Consider the following 18501-nt stretch of genomic DNA (forward strand, 5'->3'; position numbering starts at 1 on the left):
CCTGTTGCGGAGTAGGGGATGCGCCGGCAGGCCGGTCAGTATTATTTCGATAATAGATGGCTCGGTGGACAATTGCTTGCCCTACCATCGCGTTGCGCAATCTCGATGAACGCCAGCGTCGCGGGTGATGACTGGCGCCGATCAAGCACCGCCAAGCCAATCTGGCGCGGTACACGAGGGGATAGGGGGCGTTTCACATAGCGCGGGTCGTCCAGCGGTGGCAACGACGCCTCGGCCACGATGCTCAACCCGTCCCCGCGACTGACGGCTTCCAAAGTGCTCAGCAGTTGGGCGCAGCGATACCGCACCTTGGGCCGTAATTGGGCCGCACCGAACAGTCGGGACACCAGTTCCGACGATCCTGCCTCGGTGAGAATAAAAGGGTCGTCACACAGCTCCTGAAGAGTCAGGGCATCGCGAGCGGCCAGTGGGTGCTCCATGGGCAACAACGCGACCATTTGGTCCTCAAACAAGGCGAAGGTGTCGAAGCGCTCCTGCTCCAAGACCACAAAGCCTACATCGATCCGCCGCTCATCCAGCCACTGCAACACTTGCCGGTCAGGGCCTTCATCCACGTGGACCTCAATGCCCGGGTAGGCTGCACGAAAATGGCTGAGGATACCGGGCAGCAGGCGAATCGACGCAGTTGGCCCAAACGAGCCGACGCGCAGGGTGCCGCGCTTCATGCCACGGGCATCTGCTGCTTCCTGTTGCAGCGTGTTGGCCAGGCCGAGCATGGCACGGGCGCGTCCAAGCACTTGCTGGCCGATCTCGCTCGGCTCCACCAGGTTTTGATGGCGCCGGAACAGCTCGACACCGAGCTCTTGCTCCAACGCTTTGATCGCATGGGACACCGCCGACTGGCTGATGCCGAGCCGGTGCGCTGCGCTGGTAAAGCCTTGTAGTTCGGCCACCAATGAGAAAATTTCCAGTTGGGTCAAGGTCATGAGCGAATACTCATTTTACGATGATTGATCATTAGCAGAAGAATACTCCAGATCTTCTGTCACTTGAGCCAACCCAATGAGCCCCGCTTCGGATCGCCTAACCTATTGCAAACTCGCCGCCGTCACCATGATCTGGGGCGGCACCTTTATCGCTGGTCGTTACCTGGCCGATCAGCTCAATCCGCTGCTGGCCGCGAGCCTGCGTTTTATCCTGGCAAGCCTGGCGTTGTTGCTGTTCATGGCCTTCGCACGCATCCCACTGGCTCGCCCGAGTCTTCGGCAACTTGCGCAATTGGCGGCGCTGGGGTTCTTCGGGATTTTCATCTACAACCTGTGCTTCTTTTATGGGCTGCAGTACATCAATGCGTCGCGGGCGTCATTGATCGTAGCGTTGAACCCGGCGGTGATTGGCCTGGCGTCGTGGTTGTTGTTCAAAGAGCACCTGAATCACACCAAGGTGATGGGGATTGCATTGTGCGTGGCTGGCGCAGTCGCTGTGATTGTCAGTCGCAACCCTCAGCTGATGCAGGCAGGCGCCCATAGTTGGCGGGGTGACTTGCTGATCCTTGGTTGTGTGGCGGCGTGGGGCGTTTATTCGCTGGCTTCCCGCGGGCTGAACGCACGCCTGGGGCCATTGCAGACCGTGACGTGGTCGGTATTGCTGGGAACCCTGATGTTGACCACAACCACAGCGCTGTCAGGAAACTTCACGGTCAAAGAGGTCGCAAGCCTTGGGCTTTCACAGCTGCTGAGCCTGTTGTATTTGGGTGTGCTCGGCTCGGCGCTGGCTTATATCGGTTACTACGACGGCATCCGGCGGATTGGCACGACACGTTCCGGTGTATTTATCGCGCTTAACCCGCTGACCGCAGTGATCTGCGGCGCCTTATTGCTGGGTGAAGCGTTGACCTTGCCCATGCTGATAGGCGGTGCCTTCATTTTGGCTGGCATTTACCTGTGTAACAAACCCCTTGCACGGGCAAGGGCAATAGGGATTTGATGAAGAGTACGGACAAACATCTTTACGCTGTGTAGAATCGATTTACGCATACAAGAATATGGACTTGCGCTCACGCAAGCCTCAGCCGTCAGAGACTGATGTAACCATGAAGCGACTCGGCTCCCCCCTCATCTTTGGTGACTTCCTCGCCCGCAGCGTGCGAGGCCTGTCCTGCGCGCCTCCCTCCTACCTCATCCTTGCTTGCAAATAACCCCTTGCTACTTACAAGAATGATGAGGCACCGACCATGACCGTCCAACACGAAAACCCAATGGGCCTGATGGGCTTTGAATTTATTGAATTCGCATCGCCGACCCCGGGCACCCTGGAGCCGATCTTCGAGATCATGGGCTTCAGCAAAGTCGCGACCCACCGCTCCAAGAACGTGCACCTGTACCGCCAGGGCGAGATCAATCTGATCCTCAACAACGAACCCAACAGCATCGCCTCGTATTTCGCGGCCGAGCATGGCCCGTCAGTCTGCGGCATGGCATTCCGCGTCAAGGACTCGCAACAAGCCTATACCCGCGCACTGGAGTTGGGCGCTCAACCAATCCATATCGAAACCGGGCCGATGGAGCTGAACCTGCCGGCAATCAAAGGCATCGGCGGCGCGCCGTTGTACTTGATCGACCGGTTTGGTGAAGGCAGCTCGATCTATGACATCGACTTCGTCTACCTCGACGGCGTGGAGCGCAACCCACAAGGCGCAGGCCTGAAGGTCATCGACCATCTGACTCATAACGTCTATCGCGGGCGCATGGCTTACTGGGCGAACTTCTACGAGAAGCTGTTCAACTTCCGTGAGGCGCGTTACTTCGATATCAAGGGCGAATACACCGGCTTGACCTCCAAGGCCATGAGCGCGCCGGACGGCATGATCCGCATCCCGCTGAACGAGGAGTCGTCCAAGGGCGCCGGGCAGATCGAAGAGTTCCTGATGCAGTTCAACGGCGAAGGCATCCAGCACGTTGCGTTCCTCACCGACGACCTGGTCAAAACCTGGGACGCGCTGAAGAAGATCGGCATGCGCTTCATGACCGCGCCGCCGGACACCTACTATGAAATGCTCGAAGGCCGCCTGCCGAATCACGGTGAACCGGTGGATCAGTTGCAGGCTCGTGGCATCCTGCTGGACGGCTCATCCATCGAAGGTGACAAGCGCCTGCTGCTGCAAATCTTCTCGGAAACCCTGATGGGCCCGGTGTTTTTCGAGTTCATCCAGCGCAAAGGCGATGATGGGTTTGGCGAGGGCAACTTCAAGGCGTTGTTTGAGTCGATTGAGCGCGATCAAGTCCGCCGTGGCGTATTGACCGCCGACTAGCCATCCAAAGCCTGTCAGGCTTTTCGGGCAATTCAAGAACATGCTCCGTATCGAAAGGTACGGAGCTTTTTTTTTGCCTGCCAAACACGTCAGAAAGGTTTTGCAACAGACAACTCCTTGGGGCTGTGGAACAAAATTTTACGAGACTCCACCCATGGACGTCGCAAGAGCTGATCCTCTCCTGCGTCATAAGTGTGCGTTTCGCGACCCCTAATTTTAAGGAAAGACTGATTATGACAAAACACACTCTGGCGGCTGCAGTGCTGGCTTTGTGCGGCTTCGCTGCCAGCTCCGCTTATGCAGCAGACGGTACCATCACGATCACCGGCTCGGTCAGTGGCACTACCTGCACCATCAGCGGCGGCACCGGAGCCTCGCCAGGTTCAGGTGCCAACTTCCCGGTCGTTCTTGATCGCGTGCAAACCTCGGCCCTCAAGGCCGCAGGCGATACGGCCGGCAGCAAGCGCTACTTTGTCTATGTGGGCGGCTCGGGCGGATGCCCGAACGGTACCAAGGTCGCCGTACGTTACGAGCCGACCAGCCCTGGCATCAACCCGGCAACCGGCAACCTGCGTAATACCGCCACTGCAACACCCGCCTCGCGGGTGGAGGTACAAATTCTCGATGGCGCTTCCAACACGCCAATGGACTTGCGCGTAGGTAATAACTCAACCGTTGCCACCGTGACCAATGGTCTGGCGACCTTACCGTTCTACGCACGCTACATCGCCAATGGCGGAGCGGCAGGCGCGGGCAATGTCACCAGCAGCGTGCAGTACTCGGTCACCTTTCCTTGATGCAGCCGCGCTGATAACCATTGCGTTTGTTGCCTGAGATCCTCGCTCGACCCTGCGGTCGGGCGCAGGACAACTGTTTTCAAGGATTACCCGATGCAGGATTTAATGATGTTCTTAAGTCATCGCGTGGTGTCCGTCGCGCTGAGTCTGGCCTTGTGCATAGCCTCGCATGCGGCGCACGCGGGGGTAGTTATCGACGGTACGCGACAGATTTACCCCGAGCAGCGACGCGAGGTCACCATACGAGTGACCAATGATGACAAACACGCACCCCGTCTGGTCCAGGCGTGGCTGGACGCAGGTGATGCCGAGGCAGCGCCGACACTGAGCGATGTGCCTTTCGTGCTGTCTCCCCCGGTATTTCGCCTGGACGCCGGCAAAAGCCAGTTCATGCGCTTGTCCTACACCAAGGCACCGCTACCTGCGGATAGAGAGTCGCTGTTTTGGTTGAACGTACTTGAAGTGCCGGGCGCCACCAATGAGTTTGATCCCACCCTCGAAGACAGCCAGCGGAATCACTTCAAGTTTGCGTTCCGTATCCGCACCAAGGTGTTTTTTCGCCCGGCGCAGTTATCTGGAACACCCGAGGAGGCGCCAGGGCTGTTGCGCTGGTCCCTGGAGCAGGTCGCCCAAGACACCGTGATACAGGTGCACAACCCTTCGGCTTATCACGTCACCTTCAACGACATTTACCTGCTTATGGGCTCCCATCCCGACGCGAAAAAATTGTCACTGCCCGAAGCGATGGTGGAACCGGGAGGCACGTTGAAGTTGCCGGTGCCGAACGCCGCGAAGGTAATACCCGCCGATGCGCGGGTGAATTTCACCTACATCAACGATTTCGGCAGCTTTTCATCGGCGCAGCCTGCTGTATTGCATCGCTGAACGCGTCCCCGGAACGTTGCTGATCGCAAGCAAACGTACATTTCTCAGCGTCCACTGAAGTCATAACTATGCCTAGTCACATCCAAGTACGGGTGCATCGTTGCGCCCCGATTTTGCCATTCCAGCATCGAAAGATGATGTTGGGCGGTTTGATGAGTGCGGCCGTAATCGCAAGCGATTCCGCGCTTGCGTCTGAGTTGAGCTTTGATCTGAACGCATTCTCCAGCGGCCTGGCATCGTCGGTTGACATGTCACGGTTCAATACCGGCAACCAGATGAGTCCTGGCCTATATCGCATAGATATCGTGGTCAACGGCCAGGCTTTGGGGCGCAGGGAGGTGGAGTTCGTCGCGGCCCACGCAAAGACCGGTGCGCAGCCGTGTTTGAGTCGCGAAGTATTGGAAAAAATCGGTATCGCGATGGATAAAGTCGATACCGATACCCGTGGGCGCGAGCTCGCGAACCCTGCCGCAGCCGGCCAGTATTGCGGCGACCTGGGGCAGTGGATTCCGATGGCGTCCAGCTCGTTCGATCCGGGCGCCCTTGAGTTAGCCGCCAGCGTGCCGCAGGCCTACATGAACCGGTCGATGCGCGGCTACATTGACCCCGAGTTGTTGGATGAGGGCATTACCGCCGGGCTGCTCAATTACAACTTCAGTACCAATGCGGTCACCGCTGGTGAAGGCGACGGTCGCACTTACCTGGGCCTCAATGCGGGGATTAATCTGGGCGCCTGGCGCTTGCGGCACCAAGGTGCCCAAGCCTGGAGCAACCGCACAGGGTTTGAGACTTATCAGAACACGTCCACTTATGTGCAGCGCAGCATCATCCCCTGGCAATCACAACTCACTATTGGAGACACCTTCAGCAACGGACAGATTGTCGACGGGGTACGCGTGCGAGGCGTAAGCCTGGCAACCGACGACCGCATGCGTCCGCAGACGCAGCAAGGTTATGCACCGCAGGTACGCGGTGTCGCCGACAGTAATGCAACGGTCACCGTCAGCCAGAACGGGTACACCATTTATGAGACGACAGTCGCGCCTGGCCCTTTTGTCATCAGTGATTTGCATGCCACGGGTTATGGCGGTGATTTGATCGTCAGCGTGACGGAAGTCGACGGGCGTCGAAACACCTTCGTCGTGCCGTACTCGGTGGCCCCGGAATTACTGCGGGCCGACACGACAAAATACAGCGCCACCTTGGGTGAGGTGCAGCAAAAGGGCATTGATGCCAAGGGCGCAAACGTCTTTCAAGGCACTCTCCAACACGGCTTGACCGATGACTTGACGGTGTATGGCGGCGGCAGTCTTTCCAACGGTTATGAGCAGGGCAAGGTCGGTATTGCATTGAATACGTCCATCGGTGCTTTCTCGCTGGACGGCGCCACCTCGCATACCAAGGTAGCTGATCATGGACGCCTGTCCGGCCAAAGCCTGGGCGTGGGCTACAACAAAAGTCTGCCCGCCTCGGGTACGCATTTTGCGCTGGGTGCATACCGGTTCTCTACAGAGGGTTACCTGAACCTTCCGGATGCACTGAATGTGCGTGAAATCGCTCGCCAGTCCGGTGATGTCAACGGTTATGCCCGGCAAAAAAGTCGGCTCGACCTGACCATCAGCCAGCATTTGGGCATAGGCACCTTGAGCCTGTACGGCAGCTCTGTCGACTATTGGGGCGGGCAGGAAGGGCGCCAGGTTTCATTCACCGCCAGTTACGGCTCGACCTGGAACAAGGTCAACTGGAACCTCTCGGCGCAGCGCTCAAGGGTCCAGGACACGCGACAACTGACTCAAAGCGAGCTCAGTGACGATGTGTTTTTCGGGCGTATCGGCCAACCCGGGCGCATTGATAACCGCTACATGCTGACTTTATCGATGCCGCTGGGGAGCGAGCCGAGGTCGCCGACCATCAATACTTCGCTGTCTCGGGACAGTGGCGATACACGGGGCAGCCAGCAGCAGGTGGGCATCAACGGCTTCCTGGGCGAGAACGCCGAGTTCGACTACGGTTTTTCCGCCAGCCGCGCGACCAGTGATCAATCGAGTTCCAGGCAACTTAACACCCACGCAGGGTACCGCACCGGTTCCGCCAGCGTGCGTGCAGGCTATGGTCAGAGCCGCGATAGATCCCAGCTTTCATTTGGCGCCGATGGCGGCATCGTCGCTCACGCTGGCGGCGTGACGTTTTCGCAAAGCCTGGGAGAGGCCTCTGCGCTGGTTCATGTGCCGGATGCCGAAGGCGCAGTGTTGGGCCACGACGGTGTTACACGCATCAATAGCAGCGGGTATGCCGTGGTTCCGTCACTCAGGGCATTCCAAAACAATACGGTGAGTGTTGATCCACAAGGCATGTCCATGGACGTGGAGCTTCAAGAGTCGAGCCTGGATATCGTTCCAACCCTCGGTGCAGTGCAATTGGTGGAGTTCAAGACCGTCAGCGGGCGGGCGGTGATCGTCCAGGCCAAAAAGCAGAATGGCACGCCGCTGCCATTTGCGGCTCAGGTTCTGGACCAGCAAGGCCGGGAAGTCGGCGTAGTGGGCCAAGCCAGCAAAGCTTTTGTGCGCGATATCCCGGCTGCCGGCACGTTGATCGTCAAATGGGGTGAAAAAATTTCTGAACGATGCGACGTCCACTACCAGATGGCTGCGCATGCCGCGAACAGCCGCCAGCAAGACGTCGACTATCTCCAAGGGTTGTGCGTACCCAGCTCGGTTCGCCAAGTAGCCGGCAGTATTGAACGGCACCCGTGAATATTCGGTGCCACATCTGTGGGGCACCAGCAGAGGACTTTTGTATGAACTTATCTTGGCTTGCTGCCTCGACGTTGGGCGGCTGGATGCTAGCGATGCAAGCGCATGCTTTTTCAGGTGGGGATTGTTATCCGCAAGGGGCAACGGCGATCCACATTGCCCCCATCATCCCCCCGACCAACCCTCAGGTCGGGCAAGTGATCGGTTTGGCGGGAGGCTATCCCTTCAATGCACCGGCAAGTGTCATGCAGTGCCGTTACGACTTCTGGAGCGATTTCCACTGGGTAACTGCGACGATCAACGCGGTCAACTCCAGCTCCACTGGCAGGACATTCAACGCCAACGGTGTGTCCATGCCAGTGTTCGCCACAGGCGTGCCCGGGGTTGGGTTTGCAATGATGGCCCGCGACCCGAATCATGGCTTCGCCGCTGTCGGTCAATCGGCAGCATCACTGCTCAGGGTGAAGTATCCCAAGCCAGTTGTCTGGGGCCTGCAGGGACGGCTTTACCTGGTGGCCACGGGAGGGGCGATTTCTCCGGGGACTGTGCCCACACGCACTGTCGCGCATTACAGGGTGCAAAATACCAATACCTCAGCCCCTGGGTATCATCCGGTCAATATGCAGGCGCTGGTCATTAGCCCACCCCTAAAGCCGACATGCCGGGTTTCGACGCCCTCCATTGCGATGTCTTTGGGAAGCGTACCGGTTACGGCGTTCCGTGGCGTCGGCAGTCATGCCGGCAGCGTAACCCGCAATATCACGCTCTTGTGCGAAGGCGGCACCGGCGGCACGCGTGATGTGTTTATCACCGTCACTGACCATACCACCCGCTCGAATCGCAGCGATGTGCTGTCCCTGACTGCAAGTTCCCAGGCCAAGGGCGTGGCCCTGCAGTTGGTACGCGGCGGCAATATTCTGGTTCGTTACGGTGCGGACTCCTCAAGCGTGGGCAACCCTAATCAATGGCTGGTGGGGACGACGGGCAATGGCACGGTGCAAATTCCGCTGACTGCGCGCTATATCCAGACACAACAGACGATCGCTCCTGGCAGCGCAAATGGTGTGGCGACGTTCACGATGAGTTACCGATGAGCCGGACGTTCCTGCGAAGGCTCAACGTGATAGGGCTGCTGATGGCGCTGCAGGCACCTCTGGTCCAAGGCGAAATCGTCATCGACCGTACCCGTGTGATCTATCCGGCTCAAGCCCGCGAAGTAACGGTCAACCTTACCAATGAAACGGATGGCCCGCGGCTGGTCCAGGTATGGATCGACGCCAACGATAGCGAGGCGTCACCTGAAAACAGTGATGTGCCGTTCACTGTCACTCAACCGATTTTCCGCATGGAGGCCGGCAGTGGACGAGCGCTGCGCGTGCTCTATCAATCGTCTTCACACACGAACGAGGACCGGGAATCAGTGTATTGGCTCAACGTGCTTGCGATCAGGCCGACAGGCGAGCCCGCTGTGCAAAATAACCAAGTGAATCTGGCATTTCGTACGCGGGTTAAATTGTTCTTGCGGCCGAATCAACTAGCGGGGACGGCGGCAAGCTCGATTAATGACTTGAAATGGCAATTAGTTACCGGGGATGAGTCGACGCTACACGTGAATAACCCCGGCGATTACCACGTCACGCTGTCCGGCATCGTTGTGACACGCGAGGGCGTTGAATACCACAGCGAAGACCCGCCGATGATCGCACCACGATCCACCGCCGTCGTGACGATGCCAAGGCTGCCGCACGGCGCGGCGGGCAGTGCAACAGTGCGCTTCACTACACTTGACGATCAAGGTGCAACCCAAACGCATTCGGCGCTGTTGGGCAATACCAAGTAAAGACGGTTCAAGCCCTGCGCTGGCGTACCAGGTGCTTGAACCCTTCGAACACCAGCACCATGACTGCGATCCAAATCGGGATATAGGTCAGCCATTCGCCGGCCTTGATGCCTTCACCCAGCAGCAAGGCTACGAACAGCAAGAGCACCGGCTCGACATAGCTGAGCAGCCCGAACAGGCTGAACGACAGTAATCGGCTGGCAATGATGTAGCTCACCAATGCAGAGGCGCTGATCAGACCCAGCATGGGAATCAATGCGTAAAGCTTTGGGTGCACATCCATCACCGCAAAACCTTGCTCGCCGCTTTGCACGAACCACCAAGCCACCGGCAGCATCAGCGCCATATCCAGCCAGAGCCCACCCAAGTTATCGGTCTTAAGGTATTTGCGCACGATGAAGTAAAGCGGATAGCCAATGATCACCACCAGCGTTGCCCACGAAAACCCACCGGCTTGGTACAACTCGTTGAGTACCCCAAGACCTGCAAAGAACACTGCGATCTTTTGCAGATAGGACAGCTGCTCACCCCATACCAGCCGTCCGGTGAGCACCATGGTCAATGGCAGCAGAAAGTAACCCACCGAAACATCCAGGCTGCGCCCGTTCAGCGGTGCCCACATGAACAACCACAGCTGCACGCCCAGCAAGGCCGAAGACAACACGACGCCTGCGATCAATCGAGGCTTTGCCGCCAGAACCTGCAGCAATTCCCAAACACGCCGCCATTCGCCGCTGACGATCATGAACACCGTCATGCACGGCACAGTCAGCAGCATGCGCCAGCCGAAAATCTCCAGACCGCTCAACGGCGTGAGCAACGATGTGAAGTAATACATCACGGCAAACAACACCGAGGCCGAGACCGATAACACAACACCTTTAGACACGCTGTCCTCGCGAAAACCGATTTGTACAAGAGAGGCGGGCATTATGGTGCTTGCGGCGTGAAACGGCTGCTCTGTTTTGGGGCGATTGGTGGGAAATTTTCTCACGCCATAAAATTTCTCCTATCCCGGTGGCGAGCGGGCTTGCCCGTGTTGGGCTGCGATGCAGCCCCGCAACCTCTTTCGGTCAACACCCGCTGCCGCTCGCCCCAACAGCACTCGACTACGAGCGAGCGACGCGCCCCGAGACATAGTGGCTAACATCATTGAACCCTGGGGTGGACGAGTGCCCCGATGTCACCAATGAATCGATAAACGCTTCATCCTCAGCCGTGATCTTGACGTCCAGCGCGCCGGTGTAGGCATCCCACTGGGCCTCGGTACGCGGTCCGACAATCGCCGAACTCACCGCTGAGTTGTTCAATACCCAGGCGATGGCAAACTCGACGATCCCCACACCACGTCCCTGGGTATATTGCTGAATTTGCTGGGCAATGCGCAGCGACTCCACGCGCCATTCGGTTTCCAGGATACGTTTATCCTGGCGTGCGGCGCGGCTGCCCGGTTCTGGCGTGACATCCGGCGCGTATTTACCGCTGAGCACGCCTCGGGCCAGCGGGCTGTAAGGCACCACGCCCAGGCCATAGGCGGCAGCGGCGGTAATCTGCTCCGCTTCAGCCTGACGGTTGACGATGTTGTACAGCGGTTGGCTGATCACCGGCCTGTCCACGCCCAAACGCTCGGCCACGCGGATCACCTCGGCAATGCGCCAACCGCGGTAGTTGGATAAGCCCCAGTAGCGGATCTTGCCCTGGCGGATCAAGTCGCCAATCGCAGAAATCGTGACCTCCAGAGGGGTAGCGTGGTCTTCGCGGTGCAGGTAGTAGATGTCGACGTAATCGGTGTCGAGTCGGGTCAGGCTGGCGTCGAGCGCATTGAAAATCCGTTTGCGACTCAAGCCACTGCGGTTGGGCAAACCGTCCGGCGGACCGAAACCGACTTTGCTCGCCACCACCCAATCCTGGCGGTGTCGGGCAATGGCTTCGCCGACGAGTTCCTCGGAGCGTCCGCCGGTGTATACGTCGGCCGTGTCGATAAAATTGATGCCCTGATCCCAGGCCTTATCGATGATGCGCAGCGAGTCCTCGGTATTGGTCTGCTCGCCAAACATCATGGTGCCCAGCGTCAAGGCGCTGACCTTCAAACCGGACTGGCCCAATGTGCGGTAAATCATGCAAAGCTCCTTGCGGCTGTGAGACGTCATCCATGCAATACCAGACTCAGAGGCTCTGGAACAAGCCCTGAGCGTGTTTCTTCATTCGCTCAGCAACGCGTGGCAGCGCACGTGGAGAAACCGATGCAGCACTTTTACCCGCTCCGACACTTGCAGGCGGTGCGGGCACATCAGGTTGAATGGCGTCGGTTCGCCTTGCCAATCCGGCAACAAGTGCACCAGGCGGCCGGCCTTCAGATCCCGGGCGATATCCAGGTTGGCTTTATAGGCGATGCCGTGACCGGCCAACGCCCAGCGCCGCACAATTTCACCGTCGTCGCTCAGGTAATCGCCTGTTACGTGGACTTCCTGCAGCTCGCTGCCCTGGCGAAAGAACCACGTACTGTTGGCGCGCCCCTGACGCATGTACCGCAGTGTGTTGTGTTGCGCCAACTGCGCGGGCGTCGTGGGTGTGCCGTGACGCGCGAGGTACTCGGGGCTGGCACATGCAATGCGCTGGTGACCGGGCACGACAGGCAGTGCCACCAGACTGGAGTCACGGGGTACGCCGAAGCGCAGGGCGATATCGACGGTGTCGCGGAAAAGGTCAGCATTGCTGTCGTTGAGCAGCAATTGCAGACGGATATTCGGGTGTTCCGCCTTGAATTCGTCCAGCCAGCCCAAGACGACATTGCGTCCAAAATCCGACGGCGCGGCCAATTGCAGCAATCCGGTCAACCCCTGGCTGTGCTGCTTGAGGGCTTGTTCACCTTCGGCCAATGCGGCCAGGGCTTCGCGCACGCTGTCCAGGTAGCGCTTGCCTTCCTCGGTCAGGCGCATGCTGCGGGTAGAGCGCGCGAGCAGGCGAATGCCCAGCCGTGTTTCCAGACGCTTGAGGGCGATGCTGGCCGCAGCAGGGGTCAACCCCAGGCCGCGCGCGGCGGCGGACAAACTGCCCGTGTCGGCGGTGCGCACAAAAACTTCAAGGTCCAGGATTGAGCTCATTTGTAAAAATCCTTTAAAGATCTTGTCGTTTTACCGGGATTTTTCGTCGATTGCCAAGCTGGGAAGATGAACGCTCACTTTCTGACCCAGGACATCTCCCCATGGCATCTTCCCTCAACGGTAAAACGGTCGTCGTGATCGGCGGCAGCAGTGGCATTGGCGCGGCGGTGGCCAAGGCCGCCGCTGCACGCGGTGCTCAGGTGGTGTTGGCGGGACGGCGCCTATCGTCGGGCCGCGACAACGGCCTACGCAGCGAGCCAGTGGATGTCACCGACCCCGACTCCCTGCAGCGTTTGTTCGAAACCGTCGGGCGTTTTGACCATCTGGTGTACACCTCCGGCCCTTCGGTACGCGCCAAGACCTTGATCGAAACCGATCTGGACGAGGCCCAGGACAACTTCAACGTGAAACTCTGGGGCGCGTTGCGGGCGATCCAGCAGGCGCTGCCTTTCCTAGATGAGCGCGGGAGTATCAGTCTGACCTCCGGGCAACTTGGCCGTAAGTTGGCGCCGGGCCAGTTCATCAAAGTTGGTATCAACGCGGCCACTGAAGCCCTGGGCAAGCAGTTGGCAAAGGAGTTGGCGCCGCGACGCGTCAACGTGGTGAGTCCCGGTGTGATTGATACCCCGGCGTATGCAGGGTTGGCCGAGGACCAGCGCCTGGCGATGTTTGCCAAGGCCGGTGGCGCGTTGCCGGTGGGGCGCGTGGGGCAGGCAGAGGAAGTGGCGGCGGGGTATGTGCTGGCCATGGAAAATGGCTACATGACCGGTGCTGTCATTGATATCGACGGCGGCGGGCTGCTGTAAGCGCGGACGAGATGTGGGAGGGGCTTGCCCCCTCCCACATGGACGCCGTCAAGCCTTGAGGGTGCGCGTCATCCGCAACGCCAACACACTACCGGCCACAATCACCGCCGCCAGTAGGTACAACGCAATATCGGTGGACCCCGTCGCATCCTTTACAAAGCCCACGATGTACGGGCTGAGAAAGCCCGCCATCTGGCCCATGGAGTTGATCAACGCCAAACCACCCGCCGCCGCGCCCGCGCTGAGCATCGCAGTCGGCACTGGCCAGAACATCGGCAGACCGGTGAGGGCACCCATGGTGGCGATCGTCAGGCCCAGAATCGCAATCGCCGGGGTCGTGGCGAAGTTCACCGCAATCACCAGACCAATCGCGCCCATCAACATGGGCACCACTAAGTGCCAGCGGCGCTCTTTGCGCAAGTCTGCGGAGCGGCCCACCAGCAGCATAAAGACCGCCGCCAGCAAATACGGAATCGCACTGAGCCAGCCGATCACCAAGTTATCGCTGAACCCCAGGTTCTTGATGATCGACGGCAGCCAGAAGTTGATCGCGTACACACCACTCTGGATGCAAAAGTAGATCAGGCCGAATGCCCAGATCGCTGGGTTCTTGAACACTTCGGCGAGGGAATCGGTGGTGGTTTTCGGCTTGTTGGCCAGGTCCGTCGCCTGGTCGGCTTCCAGTACCGCACGCTCGTGGGGTTTGAGCCACTTGGCGTGGGCAAACGTGTCACTGAGCAGGAAGTAGGCGAGGGCGCCGAGGATTACGGTGGGGATGCCTTGCAGCAGAAACATCCACTGCCAACCCGCCAAACCGCCTTGGCCGGCGGCGAAGTGGTTGAGGATCCAGCCGGAGAACGGGCTGCCGAGTAAGCCGGACACCGGAATCGCCGACATGAACAGCGCCATGATCCGTCCACGGCGGAACGTTGGGAACCACTGCGACAGGTAAAGCACCACACCAGGGAAGAAGCCGGCTTCGGCGGCGCCCGTGAACAGGCGCAAGGTGTAGAAATGCGTCGGCGTGGTGACGAACAGCAGGCACGTGGACAAGGTGCCCCACACGATCATCATCAACGCGATCCAGCGCCGTGGACCGAACTTGGTCAGCGCCAGGTTGCTCGGTACGCCGCACAGCACGTAGCCAATGAAGAAAATCCCGGCCCCCAGGCCGTACACGGTTTCACTGAATTTCAGCGCATCAAGCATCTGCAACTTGGCAAAGCCAACGTTGACCCGGTCAAGGTAGTTGAACAGATAGCAGATGAAAATGAAGGGGATCAGGCGCAGGGTAATGCGCTTGTAGATGGCGTTTTTATCGTCATCGGTGGCCAGTGTGGCAGCGGCGCTCTGTGACATGGCGTTCTCTCTTTATTATGATTTTTCGCGATGCGAGGGTAACGTTGATCGCTCAACGAGTCTCGGCCACGGGGCGGGGTGCTGTCTTTGTGCTCGCGCACAGTGATGGAAACTTTGCGCTGTGCCGATGAACAACCATGCTTTTTTAGGAATTTAGACTCATGTTCGAGTTGGATCATGACTTGGCACAGGACATCGTCGATCGGACCATGGCGATTTTGCCCTACAACGTCAATGTCATGGACAGCCAGGGCCTGATTCTCGGGAGTGGTGAGTCCGAGCGCATCAACACCCGCCATGAAGGTGCGCAACTGGTGCTGGCCAATGGTCGCGTGGTGGAAATCGACGGCCAGACCGCCAAACACCTCAAGGGCGTACAGCCGGGTATCAACCTGCCGCTGATGCACGATCAGCGTCTGATCGGCGTGCTGGGTATCACCGGCGAACCTGAACTGCTGCGCACCTACGCGGAACTGGTGCGTATGACCGCAGAAATGTTGGTCAGCCATCGCCATCAGCAAGCCGAGCAGCAATGGCGACGCCAGCGTTGCGACGATCTATTGGCGTTGCTCCTCGCCGAAACCGGTGATTCGCCGCGCCTGGTCGACGAAGCTCAGCAACTGGGACTCAAGCCGCAGCTGGCGCGCACGCCGTACCTTTTCGAACTGGGGCCGGGCCAGTCGGCGGAGGCATTGAGCGCGTGGCTGACGTCGCGCTATCCGGACAGTTGGTGCGTCAGCTCGGCGCAGTTCTCGTTGTTATGGTGCCGGCCCGCGGCGGTGCAAGTGGATAATCCGCGCCTGCTGGAAAAGCTCGAAGGCCAAGGTTGGAATGTGCTGCGCGTAGCCGTCGGCGGGCAAGCGGAAGGACTGGCCGGGCTGCGCCGTTGCTATCGGCGCGTGGGTGACTTACTGGCCTACGGTCGCGATGTACTGCCGCACTCACGGCTGCTGACCCTCAACCGTTATCGCCTGCCGGTGATGCTCTGGCGCCATCGCAACGACGACGCCCTCGACGAACTGCTCAACCCCCTGCGCAAAGTGCTCGCCAAGGACAACAACGGCCAATTGCTGGCCACGCTGCGCAGTTGGTGCGAGCACGATGGCCAAAGCCAGGCCTGCGCCGACGCGCTGGGTATCCACCGCAACAGTCTGCGTTACCGCATGGAGCGCATCGCTGAACTCAGTGGCGTCGACCCGCTGACTCTGGACGGCATGCTCGCCCTGTACCTGGGCGTCCAGCTGTTGCCCCAGGCTTTGTCGGAATGAACAACAAACCTCACCCGCACTTGTGCATCGGACCGGCGTCATTCCCGGTGCCAACTGGCAGCATGGGCGTCATAAAAACCGGAGAAAGCCCATGAAAATCATCATCGCCCCCGACTCGTTCAAGGACAGCCTGAGTGCCGAAGGCGTTGCCCAGGCCATTGCCCAAGGCTTGGCGGAGGTCTGGCCGGACGCGCAGTTGATCCAGTGCCCGATGGCGGACGGCGGTGAAGGAACGGTGGACTCGGTACTCGCCGCCTGCAACGGCGAGCTGCGCCGCCAGGCGGTTCGCGGACCGTTGGGCGCGACGGTTGACGCGCGCTGGGGCTGGTTGGCCGACAGCCACACGGCGATCATCGAAATGGCCGAAGCCAGCGGCTTGCAATTGGTCCCACCAGGACAGCGCGATGCGTGTATCAGCAGCACTTACGGTACCGGCGAGCTGATCCGCGCCGCCCTGGATGCCGGCGCAGAGCGCATCATCCTGGCAATTGGTGGCAGTGCCACCAACGATGGAGGCGCGGGGGCGATGCAGGCGCTTGGCGTGCACTTGTTTGATGCCCACTCCCAAGTGCTGGCGCCGGGCGGTTTGGCCTTAGCTGGCCTGGCCCATATCAGCCTTGAGCGGCTTGATCCGCGCCTGTCTGAGGTGCGCTTTGAAATCGCGGCCGACGTCAACAATCCCCTGTGTGGCCCCCACGGTGCCTCAGCCATTTTTGGCCCACAGAAAGGCGCCAGTCCCGCACACGTCCAACAACTGGACGCGGCCCTCAGCCACTTCGCCGATCACTGCGCCAAGGTCTTGCCCAAGGACGTGCGCGACGAACCCGGCAGCGGCGCCGCCGGCGGCCTGGGCTTCGCCGCCAAGGCCTTTCTCGGTGCGCAGTTTCGAGCCGGTGTGGAAGTCGTCGCCGAATTGGTTGGCCTGGACGCCGTCGTACGCGACGCTGACCTGGTCATCACCGGCGAGGGCCGCTTCGACGCCCAGACCCTGCGCGGCAAAACCCCTTTTGGCGTCGCTCGTATCGCCCAGCAGCACGGCGTGCCCGTGATCGTCATCGCAGGCACCCTGGGCGACGGCTACGAGCAAATGTACGCCCACGGCGTCGACGCCGCCTTCGCCTTGCCGAACGGGCCGATGAGCCTGGAACAGGCGTGCAGTGAGGCCCCGCGCTTATTGCGCGAGCGGGCGGCGGACATTGCGCGGGTGTGGCGCGTGGCGGCCAAGCACTGACGCCACCTCTCGAACATGGGACAATCCGCGCCTTTTTTCGACACGGAGAGTCCCCATGCTGCGCCCCGCACTCCTGGCCTTGCTGTTGACTAGCACTGCCACCTTCGCTCAAACCAACACTGAAACCGTTCCCTTGCTCCGGGAAATCAAGAATTGGGTCACGGGTTGCGACAACCTGCGTAATTGCCATGCCCTCAGCGCACCCAGTGGCGTCGACGAGGAGGACTACAGCTCGCTGACTTTGCATATCTGGCATCAGGCCGGGCCTGAAGGTTACCTGCGTTTGCGCTTCGACCACCGCGGTGAGGCGCTCGACCTGTCGACCCTGCTGTTGGACGGCCAGCCGCTGGGGCTGGAGTTGACGCAGGGTCTGCACGTTGAACTGGACGATCAGGGCGGTGATCCCGAGGTGCAGTCCTATGGCGTGATCGAGGAGGCAGTGGCGCGGCGTTGGTTGCAGCGTTTGCGTAACGGCCAGCGCCTGCAATTGCCGGGGGATGAACAGGCGCATGTGTCGCTGAGTGGGCTGAGCGCTTCACTGCTTTTGATGGATGCGGTGCAGGGGCGGGTGGATAACGTCACGGCCTTGGCCCGCCCAGGTAAGGGCGCGGCCAGCGCCGTGCCTGCACGTTTGCCGACACCGGCGCTGCGCAAATTCCCAGGAGCACCGATGTTGACTGCGCAGGAGCAGGCCGGCCTGATAGCGGCCGCGTTGCACACCGTCACGCCCGAGGACAACGGCACCGGCAGCGCACCCGAGGCGAACGCTGGTGCCCTTACGGCGCAGCAGGCGATGACCGTGGTGCGTTATGACTGCGCGGCCTACAACTGTGAATACGATGTGGTCAGCCGCCAGCGCCAGGCGCCGTATGCCGAAACCCCGATGCAGCTTGAGCCCTTGCCATTAGGGATCGAGCCACTGCAAGGCTCTGTGGGATATGACGCAGCCAGTGGCACCTTGAGTTATTTCTACAAGCTCCGGGGAATTGGCGATTGTGGTGCGGGCGCCGTCTGGGTGTTTGACGGCAAGGGTTTCCAGCTCAGTGAACTGCTGTCCATGCCGCGCTGCACTGGGGTGGGTTACGGTGATTGGCCGGCGTTGTGGTCGACGGCGCCAGCGCCCTAGCCATCGGGCGGGCAGGGCCTCTACACTGGCTGGCCACGTGTCTTTCAAAGGATGAAACGCC

At 59.9% G+C, this 18501-nt stretch carries 16 protein-coding genes; 11 read left to right on the forward strand and 5 right to left on the reverse strand.

The genetic code is table 11. The features are described from left to right. Window positions 1-41: 41 nt before the first annotated feature. Entirely contained in the window at window positions 42-947 is a 906-nt protein-coding gene (locus tag CKW32_RS09600) for a LysR family transcriptional regulator (protein WP_095184731.1), read from the reverse strand. A gap of 76 nt (window positions 948-1023) precedes the next feature. Between CKW32_RS09600 and CKW32_RS09605 the strand changes: the two genes are divergently transcribed. The 7 genes from CKW32_RS09605 (at window position 1024) to CKW32_RS09635 (ending at window position 9546) form a co-directional block, all read left to right on the forward strand. After that, window positions 1024-1947 (forward strand): DMT family transporter, encoded by a 924-nt coding sequence (locus CKW32_RS09605; protein ID WP_095184732.1) that lies wholly within the window; start codon window positions 1024-1026, stop codon window positions 1945-1947. Window positions 1948-2194: 247 nt separating this feature from the next. Then, window positions 2195-3271, forward strand: coding sequence for a 4-hydroxyphenylpyruvate dioxygenase (gene hppD / locus CKW32_RS09610; protein WP_032885693.1), 1077 nt, complete (start codon window positions 2195-2197; stop codon window positions 3269-3271). Window positions 3272-3504: 233 nt separating this feature from the next. Further along, the gene (locus CKW32_RS09615) at window positions 3505-4068 is read left to right on the forward strand and encodes a fimbrial protein (RefSeq protein ID WP_032885692.1); all 564 of its coding nucleotides are present in this window, start codon (window positions 3505-3507) and stop codon (window positions 4066-4068) included. A gap of 108 nt (window positions 4069-4176) precedes the next feature. Beyond that, entirely contained in the window at window positions 4177-4953 is a 777-nt protein-coding gene (locus CKW32_RS09620; RefSeq protein ID WP_241150158.1) for a molecular chaperone, read from the forward strand. Between the two features lie 152 nt (window positions 4954-5105). Then, window positions 5106-7706 carry a fimbria/pilus outer membrane usher protein gene (locus CKW32_RS09625; RefSeq protein ID WP_256585285.1) on the forward strand — a complete coding sequence of 867 codons (2601 nt, stop codon included), beginning with the start codon at window positions 5106-5108 and terminating at the stop codon, window positions 7704-7706. A 44-nt stretch (window positions 7707-7750) separates the two neighbouring features. After that, entirely contained in the window at window positions 7751-8800 is a 1050-nt protein-coding gene (locus CKW32_RS28070; protein ID WP_143499350.1) for a fimbrial protein, read from the forward strand. Then, entirely contained in the window at window positions 8797-9546 is a 750-nt protein-coding gene (locus tag CKW32_RS09635) for a molecular chaperone (RefSeq protein ID WP_095184734.1), read from the forward strand. Before CKW32_RS28070 ends, CKW32_RS09635 begins: the two co-directional genes overlap by 4 nt. Window positions 9547-9553: 7 nt before the next feature. Here CKW32_RS09635 and rarD read toward each other — a convergent pair whose 3' ends face one another. The 3 genes from rarD to CKW32_RS09650 form a co-directional block, all read right to left on the reverse strand. Beyond that, window positions 9554-10435 (reverse strand): EamA family transporter RarD, encoded by an 882-nt coding sequence (gene rarD / locus CKW32_RS09640; protein ID WP_032885747.1) that lies wholly within the window; start codon window positions 10433-10435, stop codon window positions 9554-9556. 220 nt (window positions 10436-10655) lie between these two features. Next, the gene (locus CKW32_RS09645) at window positions 10656-11666 is read right to left on the reverse strand and encodes an aldo/keto reductase (RefSeq protein ID WP_095184735.1); all 1011 of its coding nucleotides are present in this window, start codon (window positions 11664-11666) and stop codon (window positions 10656-10658) included. A gap of 81 nt (window positions 11667-11747) precedes the next feature. Next, on the reverse strand, window positions 11748-12650 hold the full coding sequence (locus CKW32_RS09650) for a LysR family transcriptional regulator (protein ID WP_095184736.1): 903 nt from the start codon (window positions 12648-12650) through the stop codon (window positions 11748-11750). Between the two features lie 101 nt (window positions 12651-12751). On the opposite strand from CKW32_RS09650, the gene CKW32_RS09655 reads away from it, so the two are divergent. Beyond that, on the forward strand, window positions 12752-13456 hold the full coding sequence (locus CKW32_RS09655) for an SDR family oxidoreductase (RefSeq protein WP_095184737.1): 705 nt from the start codon (window positions 12752-12754) through the stop codon (window positions 13454-13456). A gap of 48 nt (window positions 13457-13504) precedes the next feature. Here CKW32_RS09655 and CKW32_RS09660 read toward each other — a convergent pair whose 3' ends face one another. Then, complete coding sequence (locus tag CKW32_RS09660) at window positions 13505-14815, reverse strand: MFS transporter (protein ID WP_032885688.1); 1311 nt, start codon at window positions 14813-14815, stop codon at window positions 13505-13507. A gap of 161 nt (window positions 14816-14976) precedes the next feature. On the opposite strand from CKW32_RS09660, the gene CKW32_RS09665 reads away from it, so the two are divergent. From CKW32_RS09665 to CKW32_RS09675, 3 genes are all read left to right on the forward strand, one after another. Continuing rightward, window positions 14977-16083, forward strand: a complete 1107-nt coding sequence (locus CKW32_RS09665) for a sugar diacid recognition domain-containing protein (protein ID WP_032885687.1) — start codon at window positions 14977-14979, stop codon at window positions 16081-16083. A 91-nt stretch (window positions 16084-16174) separates the two neighbouring features. Then, complete coding sequence (locus CKW32_RS09670) at window positions 16175-17314, forward strand: glycerate kinase (protein ID WP_095184738.1); 1140 nt, start codon at window positions 16175-16177, stop codon at window positions 17312-17314. Between the two features lie 55 nt (window positions 17315-17369). Further along, a complete protein-coding gene (locus tag CKW32_RS09675; RefSeq protein WP_095184739.1) occupies window positions 17370-18440 on the forward strand; it encodes a DUF1176 domain-containing protein in 1071 nt (356 codons plus the stop codon). The last annotated feature ends 61 nt before the right edge of the window (window positions 18441-18501 follow it).

This window comes from Pseudomonas sp. Irchel 3H9 (assembly GCF_900187495.1).
GTDB classification, from domain to species: Bacteria; Pseudomonadota; Gammaproteobacteria; order Pseudomonadales; family Pseudomonadaceae; genus Aquipseudomonas; species Aquipseudomonas sivasensis.

Coding starts and splice junctions, on each gene's coding strand:
- CKW32_RS09600 (WP_095184731.1), bottom strand. CDS start 947: ATGACCTTGACCCAACTGGAAATTTTCTCATTGGTGGCCGAACTACAA.
- CKW32_RS09605 (WP_095184732.1), top strand. CDS start 1,024: ATGAGCCCCGCTTCGGATCGCCTAACCTATTGCAAACTCGCCGCCGTC.
- hppD (WP_032885693.1), top strand. CDS start 2,195: ATGACCGTCCAACACGAAAACCCAATGGGCCTGATGGGCTTTGAATTT.
- CKW32_RS09615 (WP_032885692.1), top strand. CDS start 3,505: ATGACAAAACACACTCTGGCGGCTGCAGTGCTGGCTTTGTGCGGCTTC.
- CKW32_RS09620 (WP_241150158.1), top strand. CDS start 4,177: ATGTTCTTAAGTCATCGCGTGGTGTCCGTCGCGCTGAGTCTGGCCTTG.
- CKW32_RS09625 (WP_256585285.1), top strand. CDS start 5,106: ATGAGTGCGGCCGTAATCGCAAGCGATTCCGCGCTTGCGTCTGAGTTG.
- CKW32_RS28070 (WP_143499350.1), top strand. CDS start 7,751: ATGAACTTATCTTGGCTTGCTGCCTCGACGTTGGGCGGCTGGATGCTA.
- CKW32_RS09635 (WP_095184734.1), top strand. CDS start 8,797: ATGAGCCGGACGTTCCTGCGAAGGCTCAACGTGATAGGGCTGCTGATG.
- CKW32_RS09645 (WP_095184735.1), bottom strand. CDS start 11,666: ATGATTTACCGCACATTGGGCCAGTCCGGTTTGAAGGTCAGCGCCTTG.
- CKW32_RS09650 (WP_095184736.1), bottom strand. CDS start 12,650: ATGAGCTCAATCCTGGACCTTGAAGTTTTTGTGCGCACCGCCGACACG.
- CKW32_RS09655 (WP_095184737.1), top strand. CDS start 12,752: ATGGCATCTTCCCTCAACGGTAAAACGGTCGTCGTGATCGGCGGCAGC.
- CKW32_RS09660 (WP_032885688.1), bottom strand. CDS start 14,815: ATGTCACAGAGCGCCGCTGCCACACTGGCCACCGATGACGATAAAAAC.
- CKW32_RS09665 (WP_032885687.1), top strand. CDS start 14,977: ATGTTCGAGTTGGATCATGACTTGGCACAGGACATCGTCGATCGGACC.
- CKW32_RS09670 (WP_095184738.1), top strand. CDS start 16,175: ATGAAAATCATCATCGCCCCCGACTCGTTCAAGGACAGCCTGAGTGCC.
- CKW32_RS09675 (WP_095184739.1), top strand. CDS start 17,370: ATGCTGCGCCCCGCACTCCTGGCCTTGCTGTTGACTAGCACTGCCACC.